Raw genomic sequence first — 17,555 nt, 5'->3', positions numbered from 1 at the left:
TGTTGTTATGTGATACGATGTTGATGCTTTGTTTTTTGTGATTGATGTGTGTTACAGGTTCTTTTCGTAGCAGATGAAAGGTTTGGCTTTTCCTTTGAACCGGATGCGGCCGACGGGGCGGTAGCCGCATGCCTGAAGCAGGGCGTTCATCGACGGGTTGGCGGTGTGGGTGTCGGTTTTGAGGGAGCGGGCGGTTGCCTCCGAGGCTTTGGTTTCGGCGAAGTCGAGAAGTGCTTTGCCGATACCTTCGCGGCGGAAGGCCGGAGATACGGCCATGCGGTGGATGACGAGGGACGGGGGATCGGTTTGCCATGGCAGAGGGGCATATTCTTCCGGTTCGCAGGAATTGATGCAGGCAAAGCCTCTGAGGGAGCCGGTTTCGGCGGCGTCTACATGGAGTGTGCCGGAGGCGATGTCTTGCAGGAAGTCGCCGGGGGTGGGGTAGGTGTGATCCCACTGGTCGTTGCCGCTTTCGTGCATGATGGCTATCGTTTCGCGCACGATGTGCATGATGGCGGGAAGGTCTGCTGCGGTGGCGTGTCGTATTGGCATGGCGGAGGATGTGAGGAGGTTGATCGTTCAGGTGCCGCTCTGTTTTTTCATGACGAGGTAGGAGATGCTCAGGGTGATGCAGGCGATGAGCGCAAGCTGGCGCAATTGCATGCCGATTTGTTCGAGGCCGTAGCCTTTCAGGAAGATTCCCTGGACGATGTGGATGATGTGCGTGAGCGGGTTCCACTGGGTGCAGTGCTGGAGGAAGGCGGGCATGTTCGCCACGGGGGAGAGGAGCCCGGAGATGACGATGGCGGGCACGAGGAAGCAGAAGGTGCCGATGAAGGCCTGCTGCTGGGTGTTGCAGAGGGAGGAGATGAAGATGCCGATGCCGCTCATGGCGAGGGCGAACAGGAGCATGGCTCCGTACATGACGGCCAGCGAGCCGTCGAACGGTACGCCGTAGAGCCAGACCGCGCCGATGGTGATGATGGTGCCCTGCGCCAGTGCAACGATGATGGCGGGTACGGTTTTGCCGATCATGATCTGGAAGATGGAGAGGGGGGTGACGAGGAGCTGTTCGTAGGTGCCTTCTTCCTTTTCCCGTGCGAGGGAGAGGGTGGTGATCATGAGGCAGGACATGGAGGAGATGAGGGCGACGAGGCCGGGCAGGATGAACCAGCGGTATTCGAGGGAGGGGTTGTACAGGCTGCGGGTGACGATGGCGGTGGCGATGGGGAGGTTCGGCACCAGTTCGGCATTCATGTTCTGAATGATGGTGTTGACGTAGCCGAAGGCGATCTGGGCGGAGTTGGAGCGTCGTCCGTCGATGAGTCCTTGCAGCCGGGCCGTTTCTCCCCGGGCGAGCCGGGCGGAGAAGTCCGGCGGGATTTTGACGACGAGCATGACGTCCTGCCGGTCGAGGGCGTTCCGTACGTCATCGTCGTTGTAGTAGGTTTCGACGCGGTGCATGTACGGCGAGGCGGCGAGCCGCTGGACGAGTTCGTTGGCGGTGGTTCCTGCATCTTCGTTGTAGATTCCGAGGGTGCAGTTTTTCACTTCCATGGTGGCTACGAGCGGGAAGATGATGAGCTGGATGATGACGGGTACGATGAGCATCCGGGCGCTCTGCGGGTGCCGGAAGAGGTTTTGGAGTTCCTTGACGATGAGTGTGGCGAGGCGGCGGAACATGATTTTGGTCAGTCGTCGAGTCGTTTTTTCGTGTACCGGGCAGTGAGTCCGATCCAGAAGACGGTGGCGAGGAGGAGGAAGATGATGTTGATGCAGAGTATGTAGGCGATGTTGCCCGCCTGGAAGTGGGTTTGCAGTGCGTTGACGAAGTAGCGGGCGGGCAGGAGGTAAGTGGCGGTGCGGATGGCCCAGGGCATGCTGGTGATTTCGAAGATGAAGCCGGAGAGGAGCATGTTGGGCAGTAGGGCGGTGAGCAGGGCTGCCTGCGCTGCATTGAATTGGTTGCGCAGGGTGGTGGAGAGGAAGAGCCCCATGCCGAGCGCGCTGCCGAGGAAGAGGGCTGTGAGCAGGTAGAGCAGCCACCACGAGCCGCGCATGGGTACGCCCATGATGGAGGTGGCCACGAGGGTGCAGACGGTCATGGAGACGAGGCCGAGGCCGAAGTAGGGGATGGTTTTGGAGAGGAGGAATTCGGTACGGGTGACGGAGGAGGCGAGGAGGGCTTCCATGGTGCCGCGTTCCCATTCGCGGGCGACGATGAGGGAAGTGAGGATGGCCCCGACCATGGACATGATGACGGAGATGGAGCCGGGAATGAGGTTGTAGCGGCTGATGCATTCCGGGTTGTACCAGTAGCTGGGTACGGCTTCGATCATGGGAGGCGGTTTGGTTCCTGCTTCGTCGAGCATGGATTGGTATTCGAGCGCATAGGCTCCTTGTACGTAGGCGGCGACGAAGGTGGCGCTGTTCGGTTCCGCTCCGTCGGCCAGAAGCTGTACCTGCGGCGGCCTGCCGCTGCGGAGCCGGGCGGAGTAGTCGTTCGGGATGACGATGCCTGCCTGGAGGTCTCCCGTTTCGAGGCGGTTCATCATGGTGTCCCTGTCCTTGAGCAGGGTGGGTTTGAAGGAGGGGGAGCCGGTGAAGCGTTCGTACAGGCGGTAGCCGTCCGCCCCGTTGTCTTCGATGAGTACGCCGATGCGGGTGACGGTGGTGTCGAGGTTCAGCCCGTAGCCGTACAGGAAGATCATCATGAGGGGTAGGACGACGGCGAGGAGGATGCTGCTGGGGTCCCGCATGATCTGGCGGCTTTCCTTGACGATGAGGGCGCGGAGCCTTCTCCATGAGATGCGGGGCGGGGTCACGCGCCGCCTCCTTTCTCGATGAGGGAGATGAAGGCCTGTTCCATGGTGGGATCGGGGTGCCGTTCCGTGGCGGCGGAGGCTTTCAGGGCTTCGGGGGAACCCATGGCGATGATTTTGCCCCGGTCGATGATGCACATGCGGTGCATGTACTGGGCTTCGTCCATGAAGTGCGTGGTGACGATGATGGTGATGCCCTGTTCCGACATGGCGTTGATGCGTTCCCAGAATTCGCGTCGTGCGATGGGATCGACGCCGGAGGTCGGTTCGTCGAGGAAGAGGAAGGCGGGGCCGTGCATGACGGCGCAGGCGAGGGAGAGCCGCTGCTTGATGCCGAGCGGGAGGGTTCCGGCATCATGGTTGATGTATTCCTCCAGAGCGAAGGCATGGACGGCTTCTTCGATTTTTTCCTGCTGCCGGGCGCCGGAGAGGCCGTAGATGCCGGAGAAGAAGACGAGGTTCTGCCGGACGGAGAGGGTGCCGTACAAGGAAAATTTCTGCGCCATGTAGCCGATCTGCTGGCGTGCGCGCCGCGCGTCTTTGCGGAGGTCGATGCCGAGGATTTCGGCGCGTCCGCTCGTGGGGCGGAGCAGGCCGCACATCATGCGGAATGCGGTGGTTTTGCCCGCGCCGTTGGGGCCGATGAGGCCGAAGATTTCTCCGGGCATGACGTGGAAGTTCAGGTGGTCGTCCGCGACGAAGTCTCCGAATGTTTTCGTCAGGTTTTCGGCGATGACGACGGGTTTGTCCGGTGCGCGACCCGCAAAGCGGCTGTCCATGGCGGGCGTGGCGGGATGGTTTTTGACGCCCCCCAGCAGGTCGATGAATGCTTCTTCGAAGGTGGGTCGCACGAGTCCGATGTCCGGGAATTCTTCCGTCCATCCGCCGGGGGTGAACGGGGTGCGGAGGAGCAGGCGGATGCGGCTGCCTTCGATGACGCCGTCCAGCACGTCTTCCCGTGCCTGGAGCCGCCGCAGGGTGGAGATGCGGCTCTGTTCCGGCGGTGTCAGGGAGACGGTGCGCCCTTCGAGCTTTCCGAGCAGGTCGCCGGGCTTGCCGAGGTAGTGGATGCGGCCTTCGTGAACCATGCAGACGCGGTCGCACTGTGCAGCTTCGTCGAGGTAGGAGGTGGCCCAGACGATGGCGATGCCCTGCGCACGCATCCGGCGGGCGAGGGCCCAGAGTTCGCGGCGGGAGAGGGGATCGACGCCGACGCCCGGTTCGTCGAGCAGCAGGATTTCGGGGTTGCCGAGCATGGCGCAGGCAAGGCCGAGTTTCTGTTTCATGCCGCCGGAGAGTTTTCCGGCGGGGCGTTCGGTGAAGGCTTCGAGCCCGGCGGTGCGCAGGAGTTCCCGTGTCTGTGCGGCGGCATCATCGGGCTGTACGTTGTGCAGGTCGGCGTAGAGGGCGAGGTTTTCGCGGATGGTGAGATCTTCGTAGAGGCCGAATTTCTGCGGCATGTAACCGATTTTCGAACTGAGCAGGGCATGGTCCTGCACGGGATCCCTGCCGAGGATGCGGACCGTGCCGGAGGAGGGTTTGAAGAGGCCGGCGAGGAGCCGGATCAGAGTGGTTTTCCCCGCGCCGTCCGGGCCGACGAGGCCCAGCACTTCGCCACGGGATACCGTGAGGCCGACGCCCGACAGGGCCGGGTGCGCTTCATCCGGGAAAACGTAGCCCAGGTCTGCCGTTTCGATAATGTCCATGGGGATGGAGGGGGGCCGCCCCGGCTGCGGTTATCCGGCTTTCGGGATGATGATGCTGACGGGCATGCCCTGGTTGAGTCCCTTGCCGGGATTGTCCACGATGATGCGGAGGCGGTAGACGAGCGCTGTACGCAGGTTTCTGCTTTCGATCGTTTTCGGCGTGAATTCTGCCTTGGGAGAGATGTAGCCGACGGTGCCTGCGTATTCTTCCCCCGTATCGGTGCGGACGGTGACTTTCTGGCCGGGATGCACGCGAGGGAAGTCCGGTTCGTCGATGTAGGCGCGTACCCAGACGGGTTTCCTCAGCGAGAGCGTGAGGACGGTTGCTCCCGCATTGAGCATGGTGCCGGGTTCGACGGTGCGTGTGAGGATGATACCGTCCGACGGGGCGACGAGCTGCGTGTCGGAGAGGTCGAGTTTCGCCTTTTCGGCGGCGGCTCGCGCCTGCCGTGCAAGGGCGCGGGCGTTGGCGATGTCTTCATCGCGGAAGCCTTTTTTCAGCAGGGTGTATTTGGCTTCGTAGGCCTTGATGGTGGTTTCGCAACCGCGGATGGCCGCTTCTCGGGCGGCGATGGCCGCTTCCTGCGCCTGAATGGTGGAAAGGGCTTTGTCGCGGGCTTCGACGGCGTTGTCGAGTTCGCGCTGGGCGAGGGAGTTGCTTTTGACGAGTTCGGTGTTGCGCTTCCAGTTGATTTCGGCGTTGGCAAGTACGGCCTGCTGGACGGCGAGGGTGGCTTTGTCCGTTTTCAATTGCGCCTGCTGGGTGGCGAGCTGGGCTTTCTGCGTTTCGAGCTGGGCGGCGGCTTCGGCTATTTCTTCCGGGCGGTTGCCCGTTTCCATTTTGGCGAGCTGGGCTTCGAGGGCGTCTGCATTGCTTTCGGCCTGCTTCAAAGCCAGTTCGTAGGGTGCGGGATCCATGCGTCCAAGCGTGTCTCCGGTTTTGACTGGGTCTCCCTCATCCACGGAGAGGTTCTGAAGCCTGCCGGGTACGCGGAAGGAGATGTCGACCTCGCGGATGTCGACGTTGCCGTTGAGTTCGATGGCTTCGTGCGAGGGATCGTCCCGAAGGAAGTACCAGCAGGCTCCCCCGGCCAGAGCAAGGAGCAGGATGGCTAGAATGATTTTCCGTTTGGGAGGCATATTCATACAGTAATGCCTTTCAAGGCCCAGTCGAGCCGCTGGGCTGCGCTGGTCGGGTCGTCGAGAATGACCCTCACGTCTTGCATCATGGCTGGGGACAGGTCGGTGGCTCCGTGAATCATGTGCTGCATGATCATCGGGGCTTCGGTGACGCTGACGAGGTACAGCAGAAGGCGCACGGGGTCTTCCTGAATGATGCAGCCTGCATCCTGGGCGCGTTTGATCGCCTGCAGAATCACGCGAGGATGCCGCAAGGGTACGTTGTTGGCAAATTTGCGCGCGGCCTGTTCACCGGATTTTGCATCCAGAAACAGGTGGGCGATCAGCTTGCCGTATTTGGCGACATAGTCGAGTACTTCGAGGATGATGGCGCGGAGGCCTTCCAGAGGTGGAAGGTTGCTGCCCATCGTCATTTGTACATTGTTGAACATGGGTGCGTACCAGCGTTCAAGCAATTCGGTCAGGTAGTTTTCCCTCGATCCGAAATGATAGGAGAAGACTCCGGAGTTGACGTTTGCCCTCTGTGCCAGCTTACGCACGGTGATGTTGCGAGAGCCATCCTCCAGAAACATCTCGAATCCTACATTGAGCAGATGCTCATGGGTATGAATATCCTTTTTCATTCCGCCTTCATCGTGACATATATCCGGCGAATATGCAATGCCTTTTTTGGTGGTCTATCTTGTGCTTTTTGTTGAACGTTATGTGTTCCTTTTCCCTATTTGTTTTATGGTAAGACGATAATTTTCTTTCCGTCGTTACGGTTCCGATTTCTTCGTGTTTTGTTGATAGAGGCGCCGGAGGTCGAACGTAACGCAATTATCGCATGAATACCATGAATGCATTCTTATTGTCGGGGCTGTTGGCTTCCGCGAGCATATCCTTTGCCGCTCCACGAGTCGAGGAGGAAGAAACGATCGAATCTCCGGACGGTCTGTACCGTGCCGTGCATCTTAAGGAGTTCGACGATGACGGTTTTGTTTCGCACTATTTTCAGACGTTGCCGAAGGGCGATCCCGGGCATTCCCGCATGGTCGGCCCATTTTCCCGGAATGTAGCGTGGTCATGGTCTCCGGATCACAAGTACGCAGCTGTGACGTGGTACGTTTTGAGCAATGAAACCGTCACGCTGGTGCTGGTGCGCGACGGCGACGGGCGGTTGCGCCCGGTAAACGGCAAGGCAGATGACGACGAGACGGCAGCGGAAAATGCCGGATTCGATTTTTCGGCCCGCTTCTGGGAGATGTTCCGTGCGGAGAACGGTATGAAGCTGCAGCCTGACCATTCCTACGTTTATGCGTTGGCATGGCTGGATGGCCGCACGCTCCTGCTGGGCAGCCTTGGCTATGAGAGCGGGCAAAAGGAGTCGTCGGACGGATGGGCGGCTCTGTATGATGTGGAACGTGATACCTTGTCTGCCGATTGGGATGCGTGGCAGAGATCGCATGGCACATTGCCTCCGATGCGGCCCGTGCGGTCGGATTCCGGCCAGTTCGATGATGAAGTGGCGGATGTGGTTCGGCAAGGAGAGGGCTACGAGGTGCGGGCGACGCTACAGAAGGATACAGGAGCAGATCCGGAACCGGGGTCGCGGGCCGTTCTGTTGCGTGGCGAGGGAGATTGCAGCCTCCGGGTGGCTCCCGAAGGCTTGGCCATGGCGGTAAATACATTCAAACCGGGGAGCAGGGCATGCGTGCAGCTGTTCGTTCGCAGGACGACGATGCAGAGATTCGCCGAGGCGATGCCGGATGATGTTCTCGTGAGGGCCTTTGCCGAAAACGCCGGATGGAAGGATGCGGATGCCGGTTTTGTCGATATGCAGGCCGCCGGATGGCTTGATGCCTCGACCGTGATTCTGCAAGGTACGCTGTCGGATGCTACGGGGAAAAAACATGCGGATCATACGGCATTGTATGATGTCGGCAAGGGGAGGTTCCTCTCCGGTTTGCAGGAGTTCAACCGTTCCGGAGTAGAGCGCTCGGAAAAGAGGTGAATCGGGTTATTTTGTACTTGATTTGTTTTTCGTTTCTCCTATCATAAAATAAAGCAATGAAAAACTACCCTGCGTTTTATTTGTTGGCGGTTTCCGTATTCGGAATTTCCGGTTATTTGCATGCGGAGGATCAGCCTTGTCCTGCGCCCGGAGGGATCTTTCGTTCCGGAAAAGTATGTGCCCCGTTTGGTCGTGCGGTCGATGATCCTCGCATGAAGCTGGCGGCGGTGACCGACGGCAATTTGGAGCCGCTCAGGCAGTATTTGCGGGAAGGCGGCAAAGTGAATGGCCGCTTGTCCAATGGTATGTCGTTGCTCGAAGTAGCGGTACAGTACGGAGGCGACGATGTGGTGGAATACCTGATTTCTCAGGGGGCCGAAGTGAGAAAGCGCGATGCCAAGGGGCGCTCTCTGGGCACATTGGCCGCGATGCAGGGGCGTACGAAGGTGTTGAACATGCTGCTGAATGCCTATCCCGAACCGCCGAATCTGGAGGAGATGTGGATCCCTCTTGTATGTGCCCGTATGGAGGAATACATGTCTCACTTCCGAAGTAGTATGCATTGGCGGGAATCCAATCCATGGATTTCCGGCCCGCCGTGTTGGCCGGTTGTGGAAGGGGATGTGATGGGGGTCCTCCGCACGTTGCTGGAGAGAGGGATCGATCCCGATACCGTGTGCGGGCGTGATACGGCTTTGGGTATTTATGCCGCTGTAGGCGATGTGCAGGCCGTCAAGCTCCTGCTGGGCTTCAGAGCCGATGTGAACGCCATGCCTGCGGATGGTACGCCTCTGATGAGGGCCATCGTAGCGGGCAGGCCGGAAATCGTATGGACTCTGTACGATGCCGGAGCGGATATGCGCAAGGGTGCGCACGGACAGTCCGCCCTGCTGGCCTGCATGGTGCAACCGGGCACATGGGATGAGAGAACCCTGCGCATGCTGTGCGCGGAAAGCGATGCAAACAGCTTCGGCGAGGTGCTTAAAGTGGCAAAACGCACAGGGTGTGCGAGTATGGAGAAAGTGGTCATGGATCGTTGCAGGGAGTATAAATCTTTGAGGAAAGAGGCGTTTGCGAGTCTTGTGCGCAACTTTTCCGACCGGAGGTATCTGGATGACAGGCAGTGGTGCGATCTGGCTCTGGGCTTGATTCGGCAAGGGCTTGATGCGGAGGATATGCAGACGGGATTGCGGGAATCCGTGCGGCTGGGCAAGCCGGAGCTGGTGCGCAGCATGCTGGAACATGGAGGGAATGGGCGCGTTTTGGATGAAAAAGGGCGTACGCTGCTGATGCTGGCGGTGTTGTCGCGCGACGGAGGCGCCATGGAGAATGCCGAACTATTGATACAGTATGGAGTCGATGCCGAAGCCAAGGATGCAGAGGGCAAAACGGCTGCCATGATGGCGGAGGCTCGCGGATTTTCGACCCTGTCCAAGTGGATTCGCGAATGCGAGGAAAAGTACGCCAAAACGACGGTACGGAATGCCTCCACAGACAACCCCAACAAAAAGCAGTAAAGATGAAACGAAAAATGATATATGTCTCCCTGATGCTGTGCATGTCCGCTATTGGTGTACATGCCGGTCAAACCGAGTCGTTTGAAGAGATAGTGAAATCTCTGGAAGCTGAACAGGCAGACGAGTCTTGGAGCGGAAGTTGCGGAATGCCCAATGTCGTCATCGAAAGCGATGCCGACCCTCTTGTGTTGATGGCCGCGGTACGCGACGGGAAGTTTCAACCGCTTCGGGAGTATGTGATTTATGGTCACGGTAATGATCGTTTGAGATCATCGCGTGTCCATGCGCGGTTGGCCAACGGTATGTCGTTGCTCGAAGTGGCGGTCCGGTACGGAGGCGATGATGTGGTGAGGTTCCTGATTGAGCAGGGATCGGAAGTGCGGAAGCGCGACGGCAAGGGTAACTCTCTGGCAACGCTGGCCGTGTGGCAGGGACGTTCCGAAGTGTTGAAGATGCTGTTGAATGCCTCTCCCGATCCCGTGAATCTGGAAGAAATATGGCTCAAGCTGGTGGAACTGCCCATTGATCCCTATGTTTTTTATACGGCGGGCAATATGATGAAAGTCATGCAACATGACCGCGAGCGTACCATCCCTCCTGCTCTTCGGCTGGATGGCCGGATACTGAGCCCGGTGGGCGACGGCCCCTATGACCCGAAGGTGCTGCGGGAGCTGCTGGAACGCGGCGTAGATACTGCAACCCGGCGGAGCAGCGACGGAGCGACGGCCTTGCATGCTTTTATCTATACCGGACGGCCGGAGATTATCAAGCTGTTGTTGAGCTTCCATGCCGATGTGAATGCGAGGGATGCAGCTCAGAGGACTCCTCTGATGTATGCCGCCGGGTTCAGGAGCCTTGACCTTGGTTCCCGGGATGCAGCCACAAACATCGTCCGGATGTTGCTGGATGCCGGGGCCGATGTGAATGCGCAGGATGAGGACGGGCAAACGGCGTTGATGAAGGCTGTCTCGCGCAACCTGTCGGAAATTGCCGAGATGCTTCTGATGGCCGGAGCCGATCCGTCCCTTGCGGATAAAAACGGCATGACGGCACTGGATATCTATGCCTCGCAGTTTTCGCCCTGTTTGAGCGCATCGTGTGTCGACGCCATGTGCGCCCGCTTTGATTGGGGACGGCGTGCTGCGGACGGTTCATCCGTTTTTGCGCGGGCAGCCGGTTCCGGCAATATCGACTTGTTGCGCCGTATCGGCAATGATTGGCAAAGCCGTGGAATTTCCCCTGAAGATGTTGACAAGGCGGTGATGGATACGGTCGGCAATTCGGCTTTGGGAGAAAAGCGGGGCATGCAGGTGATCGAGTATTTGCTGCCGAAGTGCAGTCCTTCGGTGATCGGCCATGCATGGGAGAGGGCGGAAGCCATGGGCAAGCGGGAGATGGCGGCGTTTTTTCGTGAGAAGTTGAAGAATCGTTGAAAGTCAAAGATCAGATATGTCGGATGATGATTGAACGATGAAACTCATCGAGGGTGAATGCCTGTGTGGTTTTGGCCGTTTGGTGACATGGCAGGCGGAGCGGAATACATTCGATGCTGCATGGTGTTCTTCACAAAGTGAATCAGCATCTTTCTGAACGGGCATCTTTTTATGTGGCGATGCCTTCTCTCCCAAGGTGCTGGCCGCAAGCGAATGTCTGTACTTATTTTTTGTTTCGGATGTATATTTGTTTGCTATCCTGTCCTTTAGTTTGTTGTGTTTTTGTTTCTACAACATCGCCGAGAGCCTTCATCAAAGAACTTAATTTCGTATACCCGTAATTGCGGGAGTCGAAATCCGGCATCTTCTTGGAAATCAAATTTCCTATCATGCCGAGGGAGACCCATCCGGTATCGTCTGCAACAGCATCAATTGCGTTTCTCACAAGCGTTTTCAGCTTTTTATCTATCGACCGTATTCCGGGTGGTGTCGTATCTGCTGCCGGCTTTTCCTTGGTTGTTGCCGAGGCTGGCTTGGTGCTGTTTTTCACCGTTTTGGAGGGTGTCGGTTGTGGTGTTTCTTCGGTCGGTGCCTCAGAGCCGAGAATTTCAACGTATGTAAATTTATCACACGATTTGACAAACGGTTGAGGTGTCTTTTGCTCGCCGAACCCGAGAACTTCTTTTCCCGATTCTCGCAGTCGGCTTGCCAGGCGCGTAAAGTCGCTGTCGCTCGATACGATGCAGAAACCGTCAACAGCTTCTTTGTGCAAGATATCCATGGCATCAATGATCAGGGCTGCATCTGTGGCATTTTTTCCCGCTGTATAGGCATATTGCTGGATCGGTATAATTGAGTTTTCCAATAAGGTGTCTTTCCATGCAGCTAATTTGGAATTCGTAAAATCGCCGTAGATTCGTTTGATCGTCGGGATTCCGTAATTGGCAATCTCATCCAGGACAGGCTTGATTTTTTTGGATGAAATATTATCCGCGTCAATCAGAATAGCAAATTTTTTATCCGTTTTGTTCATTGAATTTGTTAACGTATTGAAAGATACAAAATATTTATTGAGAAAGCAAATGATTATTTCAAATCCAGAAAAGAGAATGTGTTCTGCCTCTGGGGGATTGCTTTTCTATTGGGATGCGTTTTTGCCATAGAGCTTGCATCCGAAATGTTTGTACAGTCAGGCGTGATGTCCGAAGGAACAAAAGCTTCGCCCGGCATGCCGTTCACTCGCTCGGCCAGATATGGTCGGTTGTTGAATTCCCTTTCGGACAGAGGGTGTTGAGGTAAAAACGACAGGGCTGCGAGCCGTGGAAAGATGGGGACCGAGATGTGACTGCCGATTGTTCAGTATTGGGCAGGAAATCAGCGGGAGGGAGGCAAATTCACCGTGGATTTGTCTTGTCCTGCGCTTGTCGTGCCGGGGTGTGGTGCGTGGCGAGGAAGGCCGCACTCATGAGAAGGCATCCGGTGATGAGCATCGACAGGTTGGCGTGTTCTCCGAAAATCAGGAGGGACGAGAGAGCCGCAAGAGGTATCTTGAGGTTGTTCATGACGGCGAGCCTGCCGGGGGTGACGCGGCGTGCGCCGTAGTTCCACAGGAAGAAGCACAAGCCCGAAGCAACCGCCCCGAGGTAGGCGAGTACGCCCCATTGAAGGGCGGTGATGCTTTGCCAGCACCCGCTGCCGGACGGGATGCCCGTCGGCAAGGTGACGAGGAGGGCTCCGGCATAGGCGAAGACGGAGCGTTCGTGCTGCGTGACGATGCTGCGTTTCAATGCAGCATAGGCGAGTTGCCCGGCGGCGAAGCAGATGTTTGAGATCTGGACGAGGAGGAATCCTTTGCCGGAGATGTCGGTACCTGACCAGCCTTTCCACAGGATGGCTGCGCACCCTCCTGCCGCAAGCAGGGCTGCGGCGATGTGCCGCAGGGTGAGCTGCCGGTGTATGATGCCCCCGATCAGGACGATATAGATCGGAGTCATGACGGTGAAGACGGCAACCTGCCACGAGGGAAGGTAGTGGAAGGCCGCCGTGTAGCAAAGGTACATGGCTCCGAATTGTACGGCTCCGATTGCAGCCAGCAGGAGCGCGTGGCCTGCAGGGATTTTGCGGACGAAGGGGAGGAAGACGAGGAGTGCGCCCGCCATGCGTACCATGGAGACGAAGTCGGACGGTATGCCGGTGAGGTGGTTGCCGATCAGGCCGAAGGAGATGGCCCAGACGAGCGAAGTGATGAGGAGTGCAGGCATGTGTGGCCTGCGGAGGATAGCACGGATGCGGGGGCACGTGAAGTCCGTTTTGCGGGGAGGGTAGCCGGATGCATCAGGGTGCGGCTTTGATGCCCAGGATGGTTTCGATTTTGCCGAGGTAGTCCCGCAGGGTGCTGTTTTCCGAATCCCTGTCCGCGGCCCAGTCTTTGGATTGCAGGAATCGTTTCAAAAGAGAGATGTTATGGCAGGATAACGGAGTGCGTACGATTTTGCCGTCCGCTTGTTCGATGACGAGGTAGAGGTAGCGGTTCTGCCGGGGATCGGTGTGGCGGCAGTGGGCACAGAGGTCGGTGGAATCGACCGATACTTTCAGCCCGTAGCGGGCGGCGAAGGGTTCAAGGTCTGCGATGGGTTTTCGCGTGTCCTCCCAAAGTTCGATGAGGTATGGAATGTGGGATTGATAGCGGAAGCGGTCGCGTTCGGCCTGCGTGGCACGGTCGCCGGGTGCGCGTTCTCCGGGATGCCTCGTTTTTCTGCCGCAATCCGGGCAAAGAAATGTGGCGGCTTCCACATCCTTCGGTTCGGATATCTGGTAGCACATGGCAAGGCGGATGTCTTGCGGCGGCGTCGGTTTTTCCCGGGCGAGGTCGTTGAGGCGGTTTTGAAGGGAGTCGGTAGGGATGGCGTGCGGGAAAGAGCATCCCGAGGCGAGTGAGCCGATGACGAGAGCCATGATGTGTTTGCCGTTCATGAATACAGTGTATCAGTCGAAGTGGAGGTTCAGCAGCCTTTCGATGGTGGGTACATGGTTGCGAAGGATGCCGTATTGCCGTGTGGGTTGTTTCCAGTCGGTCGTGGTCAGGAATTGGAGAAGAATGGTCAGATCGTCCCCGTTGCAGGAATTGCAGGTGACGGTGCCGTCCTGCTTCCTGACGATCAGGTACAGGTTGTTCATGCCTTTCTGTGCTGCCATGAGTCCTGTATTTTTCTTCGAGCAGAAGGAGCATAGATCCCGCGTGTCGAGCGAGAGGTGCAGGCCGTATGTTTTGGCTGCGGGTTGCATCTGTTCGACGAGTTGTTGGCATTCCTTCCAGCGCGATGCATTGACGATGCTGTTGTATTGATTCAGCGTAAGCGAGTGGGTTGGTCGATACAGTGTTTTGCGCCCGCATTGGGGGCAAAGGTAGGTGCAGGCCTGTATGTCGTAACGAATCGGAGAGGCTGGCGGGGCATAGCAACAGGCCGTTTCAAGAAAGTCGAACCAGCCTGATTCGGATGGCTGAGGTTCGTTTTTCAGGTCGTTCAGCCGTTCTTCAAGGCTGTGGGTGGGAGGAGGCCCGGAAGCGCACCCCGCTGCGAGGGTGCCGATGACGAGGGCGACGATTTGTCTGCCGTTCATGGCTGGGGTGTTTCCGGGAGGTTGAGGAGTTCGCGGATGCGGGGGAGGGATTGTTTTAACGGATGTTCTATGTCTTGATCTCCTTTCCAGCGGTCTTTTCCGGCGAAGAAGGCATCCAGAATGAGCAGATCATCCTCATCGATAGATTGAGCCGGGGTTGTCGTACCATCCGGTTTCCGGACGGCCAACATGATTTTTTTAGGTTTGTCTTTTCCGCATGTGGCGCAGAATGGAGTAGTATCCAGAGAAAGGATGTAACCATGAGGAGTGGCCTGAGGTACTATTTTGTTCAATAGTTTCGTGTATAGCTGGAGTTGCTGTAATTGTCCGTAGATACCTGTGAGTTCCTTGTATCGGGCTGGTGTCTGTTTGGCAGCGTCCGCTTCAGGATAGACGGTATGGTTGCCGCATACGGGGCAGATATACTTATGCTCGGGAGATGTGGATACGATGACGCGAGCGTAGCACATAGCTCCCGGATTTAGATCACGTGGTTCCGGCTTGTTTTTGAGTTCGTCGAGTTTCTGCTGGAGTTCGGGGATGCCTGCCTGTGCGAAGGTTCCGGCGCCGAAGGAGGCGGTGAGCAGGGCGATGATTTGTTTTCCGTTCATGGCTGGGGTGTTTCCGGGAGGTTGAGGAGTTCGCGGATGCGGGGGAGGGATTGTTGCAGGGCGTGTTCCATGTCTTGATCGCCTTTCCACCGGTCTTTTCCGGCAAAGAAGGCTTCGAGGATGCGGAGGTCGTCCAGTTCGACCGGGTGTGCCGGAGCGGTTGTTCCATCCGGTTGCCGGACGATCAAGCGGATTTTTTTAGGTTTTCCTTTGCCGCATTCGGAACAGAAGGAGCTGGTGTCAAGTGTGAAGCTGTAGCCGTCTTTCTGTGCGGTCTGGTTGATGGTTGCCAGGGTGCGGTTGAACGAAGGCAGAAGATTGAGCGTGGTGAGGATGTTCCAGCGTTCGTTCCGTTCCCGGACTGTTTGTTTGGAATAGTCTATTTCAGGGTAGACGGTTCTTTGTCCGCAGTCAGGGCAAATGTAGTTCTGCTGGGCCGGTGTGACCATTTCGTAGCACATGGCACCGACTTGCAGGTTGCGTGGTTCGGGTTTGTTTTTGAGTTCGTCGAGTTTTTGCTGGAGTTCGGCGGTACCTGCCTGTGCGAAGGTTCCGGCGCCGAACGATGCGGAGATGAGGGCGATGATTTGTTTTCCGTTCATGGGATGGGAGGAGTAGGAGTACGAGTTTTTAATTGGGGAGGATGCGAGGCAGCGGTAGTTCGGTGTATGCCGCCAGGGCCGGATCGGCGGCGGTAGGCGAGCCGTGGCAGACGTGGGCGGCTTCGCGGCAACCTCCATCGCATTGGCCGGAGAAGGTGCAGCCTTTGCAGGCATCGGGCAGGTAGTCCTTGAAGATGAATTGCCGCCAGTAGGGGTGTTCCATGAGGGTGTTCCATTGTTTCCAGTGGACAAGTTCCCTGGGCGAGTGGTTGCAGACGCGGAGCATGCCCGATGGGCCGACGACGAAGAAGCCTTTGGCCGCTCCGCAGGTGGTGTTCAGGGAGAGGTGTTTGAGGTTGCGGGAGTCGTGGGCGAGGCAATAGGGGAATTCGGTGCCGACGGAGCCGAAACGGCCCGCCTGAGCCAGTACTTTTTCGACGGTGAAGGGGAATTCCCTGATTTGTTCGGTGGTGAGATCGAGTTCCCGGTGGGTGAGGCCTCGACCGCCGGGCAGGAAGCGGTTCATGAGGATGGTGGTGGCCCCGGCGAGCAGGGCGGCGGCGACGGTTTCGTAGAGTTCGAAGTAGTTTTCCGAGGTGACGGTGATGCCTGCCGTGGTGCGTACGCCTTTTTCCTTGGCGCGGATGAACCAGTCGAGGACGTGTTCGGGCGTGGTGCCTCCGCAGGTGTGTTGTTCGAAGGTGGTGATTCCGGGAAGGCTCATGCTGAGGTTGGCATCGTACATTTTGCAGATGTCGAGGACGCGGTCGCTCATGATTTTGCCGTTGCTGAGGAGGAAGAGGGAGGGGCGTTTGCGTTTGCAGACGATGGCGCCGTCTTCTTCTTCATAGTGGTAGGCCTGTAATGAGGCGGCGTGGTGGACGATGTCTTCCCATCCGTCCTTGAGGAGCATTTCGCCGCCGGTGAAGGCGAAGGAGGTGATGCCGGCTTCGCAAAGTTCCGTGATGCATTGTTTCCATTCGTCCACGGACATTTCCTTGCCGGGTTTGATCATGCCTCCATACCAGGGGCAGGAGCAGAAGCGGCACGCGTGGTTGCATTTGTAGGTGAGTTCCAGTACGGCGGTGCTCGGCAGGAAGGAGCGCATGCATGTTCCGGTTTCGTTCATGGCGTTTTATTTTATGCGATGTGTGGCGGGAGGGCAAGGGGAAAGAACCTCTCCCGGTGCGGTTGGCGGCGGTAGTGTTCCGTCAACAGCAGGCGGGAGGAGGGTTTTTGTTTCCGTGGTCGTTTCGGGTTGGGTAGGGACTTGCGACTTGCCGGGCAGAAAAGCGGTTTCGGTGACCCGACGTGCGCTTTTGTTGTTATTAACGCTTGTACGGCGCCATCGTCCGAAACGGAATGCATTTTTTTCAATTTTTTTTATTCAGGACTTTAAAAAACCTCCGCAGGGATGCCTGCGGAGGTTTGAAGGGACGGTGGTGGCGTGCGGTTATGCCTGTTGCTGTGCGGCGAGTTTGCGGCGTGCGATGCAGACAAGGTCCGTGCCGAGGAGGATGAAGCCGCCTGCCATGATGGCGATATCCTTGATGACAAGCCGTCCTGCTCCCGAAAGGTAGGGGAAGCCGTGGTCCGGCCCTCCGAGGTCCGGAACCCACGTTTCGGGTGTGGTGATGAGGAAGGATAGGGTGCCCATGCTCATGATGATGACGAGCGCATCGCCGATGAGGCCGATTTTCGGGAAGAAGAGGCCGAGCAGGACGAGAGTGCCGATGGTGACGATGAGTGTGCCGAGTCCATAAGAGAAGCCGTAGGTGTTGTTGCTTTCGTGCCATGCGATGTTTTCCGGTACGACGGCCCCTTCCTTGTTCATGTGCTGTTTGTATTCGGGGGCTTCCTTGTTGTAGAAGAAGCTCATCAGGGGGCTGTTGGCGACGAAGGGTACGATGCCGTCCGCTTCGTACCGGCAGACTTTCAGGGTGCCTATCCAGGCAAAGATGATGAAGATGGCGATGCGCATGAAGCCGATGCCGGCTCTGCGGATTTTTTTGCCGTATGCGATGATGGTGTCCGGTGATGAGAATGAGTGGTTCATGAGATCAAGGAGAATGGAGCCGTTCGGATGTCGGACGGCGGTTGCGGTTCGGAT

General features: G+C 57.6%; 17 protein-coding genes. 3 read left to right on the top strand and 14 right to left on the bottom strand.

The genetic code is table 11. The features are described from left to right. Window positions 1-51: 51 nt before the first annotated feature. The 6 genes from AC781_RS01545 to AC781_RS01520 are packed head-to-tail and all read right to left on the bottom strand — an operon-like array spanning window position 52 to window position 6,291. Window positions 52-552, bottom strand: coding sequence for a GNAT family N-acetyltransferase (locus tag AC781_RS01545; protein ID WP_067772373.1), 501 nt, complete (start codon window positions 550-552; stop codon window positions 52-54). A 27-nt stretch (window positions 553-579) separates the two neighbouring features. Then, entirely contained in the window at window positions 580-1,683 is a 1,104-nt protein-coding gene (locus AC781_RS01540; protein ID WP_067772370.1) for an ABC transporter permease, read from the bottom strand. Between the two features lie 8 nt (window positions 1,684-1,691). Next, complete coding sequence (locus AC781_RS01535; protein WP_067772368.1) at window positions 1,692-2,825, bottom strand: ABC transporter permease; 1,134 nt, start codon at window positions 2,823-2,825, stop codon at window positions 1,692-1,694. Then, window positions 2,822-4,528, bottom strand: a complete 1,707-nt coding sequence (locus AC781_RS01530; protein ID WP_067772365.1) for an ATP-binding cassette domain-containing protein — start codon at window positions 4,526-4,528, stop codon at window positions 2,822-2,824. Before AC781_RS01530 ends, AC781_RS01535 begins: the two co-directional genes overlap by 4 nt. A 30-nt stretch (window positions 4,529-4,558) precedes the next feature. Beyond that, window positions 4,559-5,674, bottom strand: coding sequence for an HlyD family secretion protein (locus AC781_RS01525; protein ID WP_067772363.1), 1,116 nt, complete (start codon window positions 5,672-5,674; stop codon window positions 4,559-4,561). Beyond that, window positions 5,671-6,291 (bottom strand): TetR/AcrR family transcriptional regulator, encoded by a 621-nt coding sequence (locus AC781_RS01520; protein WP_067772361.1) that lies wholly within the window; start codon window positions 6,289-6,291, stop codon window positions 5,671-5,673. The genes AC781_RS01525 and AC781_RS01520 overlap by 4 nt, the downstream gene beginning before the upstream one ends. Window positions 6,292-6,503: 212 nt before the next feature. Between AC781_RS01520 and AC781_RS01515 the strand changes: the two genes are divergently transcribed. The 3 genes from AC781_RS01515 (at window position 6,504) to AC781_RS01505 (ending at window position 10,611) form a co-directional block, all read left to right on the top strand. After that, complete coding sequence (locus AC781_RS01515) at window positions 6,504-7,661, top strand: hypothetical protein (protein ID WP_141675674.1); 1,158 nt, start codon at window positions 6,504-6,506, stop codon at window positions 7,659-7,661. Window positions 7,662-7,873: 212 nt separating this feature from the next. After that, entirely contained in the window at window positions 7,874-9,178 is a 1,305-nt protein-coding gene (locus AC781_RS01510; RefSeq protein ID WP_071133179.1) for an ankyrin repeat domain-containing protein, read from the top strand. A 41-nt stretch (window positions 9,179-9,219) separates the two neighbouring features. Beyond that, window positions 9,220-10,611, top strand: coding sequence for an ankyrin repeat domain-containing protein (locus AC781_RS01505; protein ID WP_172801733.1), 1,392 nt, complete (start codon window positions 9,220-9,222; stop codon window positions 10,609-10,611). A 223-nt stretch (window positions 10,612-10,834) separates the two neighbouring features. Here the strand turns inward: AC781_RS01505 and AC781_RS01500 are convergent, their stop codons facing one another. The 8 genes from AC781_RS01500 to AC781_RS01465 form a co-directional block, all read right to left on the bottom strand. Further along, complete coding sequence (locus AC781_RS01500; protein WP_067772349.1) at window positions 10,835-11,644, bottom strand: NYN domain-containing protein; 810 nt, start codon at window positions 11,642-11,644, stop codon at window positions 10,835-10,837. A gap of 361 nt (window positions 11,645-12,005) precedes the next feature. Beyond that, complete coding sequence (locus tag AC781_RS01495) at window positions 12,006-12,872, bottom strand: EamA family transporter (RefSeq protein WP_067772343.1); 867 nt, start codon at window positions 12,870-12,872, stop codon at window positions 12,006-12,008. Window positions 12,873-12,945: 73 nt separating this feature from the next. Continuing rightward, window positions 12,946-13,584, bottom strand: coding sequence for a hypothetical protein (locus AC781_RS01490; RefSeq protein WP_067772340.1), 639 nt, complete (start codon window positions 13,582-13,584; stop codon window positions 12,946-12,948). Between the two features lie 12 nt (window positions 13,585-13,596). Further along, complete coding sequence (locus AC781_RS01485; protein WP_067772337.1) at window positions 13,597-14,232, bottom strand: hypothetical protein; 636 nt, start codon at window positions 14,230-14,232, stop codon at window positions 13,597-13,599. After that, window positions 14,229-14,843 (bottom strand): hypothetical protein, encoded by a 615-nt coding sequence (locus AC781_RS01480; RefSeq protein WP_067772334.1) that lies wholly within the window; start codon window positions 14,841-14,843, stop codon window positions 14,229-14,231. Before AC781_RS01480 ends, AC781_RS01485 begins: the two co-directional genes overlap by 4 nt. Then, on the bottom strand, window positions 14,840-15,445 hold the full coding sequence (locus tag AC781_RS01475; protein WP_067772331.1) for a hypothetical protein: 606 nt from the start codon (window positions 15,443-15,445) through the stop codon (window positions 14,840-14,842). The genes AC781_RS01480 and AC781_RS01475 overlap by 4 nt, the downstream gene beginning before the upstream one ends. Before the next feature lie 28 nt (window positions 15,446-15,473). Next, window positions 15,474-16,574: a radical SAM/SPASM domain-containing protein gene (locus tag AC781_RS01470; protein WP_067772328.1), complete on the bottom strand. Its 1,101-nt coding sequence runs from the start codon at window positions 16,572-16,574 to the stop codon at window positions 15,474-15,476. A gap of 324 nt (window positions 16,575-16,898) precedes the next feature. Continuing rightward, on the bottom strand, window positions 16,899-17,501 hold the full coding sequence (locus AC781_RS01465; RefSeq protein WP_067772325.1) for a DUF417 family protein: 603 nt from the start codon (window positions 17,499-17,501) through the stop codon (window positions 16,899-16,901). Window positions 17,502-17,555: the final 54 nt, after the last annotated feature.

It is taken from the genome of Neoakkermansia glycaniphila, assembly GCF_001683795.1.
GTDB classification, from domain to species: domain Bacteria; phylum Verrucomicrobiota; class Verrucomicrobiia; order Verrucomicrobiales; family Akkermansiaceae; genus Akkermansia; species Akkermansia glycaniphila.
The sequence above is the reverse complement of the archived record's forward strand: the minus strand, read 5'-3'. Positions and strand labels throughout refer to the sequence as shown.

Coding starts and splice junctions, on each gene's coding strand:
- AC781_RS01465 (WP_067772325.1), bottom strand. CDS start 17,501: ATGAACCACTCATTCTCATCACCGGACACCATCATCGCATACGGCAAA.
- AC781_RS01490 (WP_067772340.1), bottom strand. CDS start 13,584: ATGAACGGCAAACACATCATGGCTCTCGTCATCGGCTCACTCGCCTCG.
- AC781_RS01495 (WP_067772343.1), bottom strand. CDS start 12,872: ATGCCTGCACTCCTCATCACTTCGCTCGTCTGGGCCATCTCCTTCGGC.
- AC781_RS01515 (WP_141675674.1), top strand. CDS start 6,504: ATGAATGCATTCTTATTGTCGGGGCTGTTGGCTTCCGCGAGCATATCC.
- AC781_RS01530 (WP_067772365.1), bottom strand. CDS start 4,528: ATGGACATTATCGAAACGGCAGACCTGGGCTACGTTTTCCCGGATGAA.
- AC781_RS01525 (WP_067772363.1), bottom strand. CDS start 5,674: ATGAATATGCCTCCCAAACGGAAAATCATTCTAGCCATCCTGCTCCTT.
- AC781_RS01470 (WP_067772328.1), bottom strand. CDS start 16,574: ATGAACGAAACCGGAACATGCATGCGCTCCTTCCTGCCGAGCACCGCC.
- AC781_RS01505 (WP_172801733.1), top strand. CDS start 9,220: ATGTCCGCTATTGGTGTACATGCCGGTCAAACCGAGTCGTTTGAAGAG.
- AC781_RS01545 (WP_067772373.1), bottom strand. CDS start 552: ATGCCAATACGACACGCCACCGCAGCAGACCTTCCCGCCATCATGCAC.
- AC781_RS01475 (WP_067772331.1), bottom strand. CDS start 15,445: ATGAACGGAAAACAAATCATCGCCCTCATCTCCGCATCGTTCGGCGCC.
- AC781_RS01500 (WP_067772349.1), bottom strand. CDS start 11,644: ATGAACAAAACGGATAAAAAATTTGCTATTCTGATTGACGCGGATAAT.
- AC781_RS01540 (WP_067772370.1), bottom strand. CDS start 1,683: ATGTTCCGCCGCCTCGCCACACTCATCGTCAAGGAACTCCAAAACCTC.
- AC781_RS01480 (WP_067772334.1), bottom strand. CDS start 14,843: ATGAACGGAAAACAAATCATCGCCCTGCTCACCGCCTCCTTCGGCGCC.
- AC781_RS01510 (WP_071133179.1), top strand. CDS start 7,874: ATGAAGCTGGCGGCGGTGACCGACGGCAATTTGGAGCCGCTCAGGCAG.
- AC781_RS01485 (WP_067772337.1), bottom strand. CDS start 14,232: ATGAACGGCAGACAAATCGTCGCCCTCGTCATCGGCACCCTCGCAGCG.
- AC781_RS01520 (WP_067772361.1), bottom strand. CDS start 6,291: ATGAAAAAGGATATTCATACCCATGAGCATCTGCTCAATGTAGGATTC.